This window comes from Thiolapillus sp. (assembly GCF_048562965.1).
GTDB classification, from domain to species: Bacteria; Pseudomonadota; Gammaproteobacteria; order Chromatiales; family Chromatiaceae; genus Thiolapillus; species Thiolapillus brandeum_A.
In genome coordinates, this window is the sequence record NZ_JBHNMF010001381.1 from 1 (window position 1) to 662 (window position 662).

1 protein-coding gene is annotated in these 662 nt (G+C 50.2%); it reads right to left on the bottom strand.

Annotated elements, in window-relative coordinates:
* Nucleotides 1-38 precede the first annotated feature (38 nt).
* On the bottom strand, nucleotides 39-524 hold the full coding sequence (locus ACOCD2_RS24450; protein WP_293650688.1) for a hypothetical protein: 486 nt from the start codon (nucleotides 522-524) through the stop codon (nucleotides 39-41).
* Between the last annotated feature and the right edge of the window lie 138 nt (nucleotides 525-662).

The following is a 662-nucleotide window of genomic DNA, read 5'->3' on the forward strand; positions in this document are numbered from 1 at the left end:
GTGTTGGGTCAATAGCATAGACTCGGCGTACTATGATGTCAAGCCTCTACAGACATGAAAAAGCGATTGTAGATCCATCGAGGCAGGCTTGTACTCAGTCTTAGGGGTGAGTAGTTACAGTCCTTGAAGGTTTTGCGCTTGGCAGGTTGTGCTTCTTCTTCATTTTCTGCGCGTAACAGCGCGTTGAGGTGGGAGACCCCATGGCGACGTAGGGTACGGTGGATGCCTGAGCGGGTAGCCTCCGGGTGGATGAATTCTCGGACAATGACCAACAGATCATCCAGAGGCAATAACAGCAGCTTGCGCAACTCGACCACCAGCATTTCCTGGTGTTCGCTGAGTTTGGTTTGCAGGCGATGAGGACGATGGCTTTTGTCGGTGAACTCATCCCGGTTTTGCCATTTCCGGATAGTCTGTGGTGTAACATTGTATTGCTTGGCAAGATCCACCTGCTTACGATCACGTTGAGCCTTGATCTCAGCACGCAGCTTTGGTGTTGTACGGGCTTGTGGATGGATAACCATGGCGTTATGCTTCCTCCAGGTTTTGCGTGAGCCAGTCGTTCAATATCTGGCGGGTTCGGAACAAAGGATAGCTCCTTTTTGGAATATAATCACATGGTACCCGACATCTATGAAATAGATTCCTGAAGCGTTACGCCA

What these genes read in the sequence shown, in the direction of transcription:
- ACOCD2_RS24450 (WP_293650688.1), bottom strand. Translation starts at nt 524, where the DNA reads ATGGTTATCCATCCACAAGCCCGTACAACACCAAAGCTGCGTGCTGAG.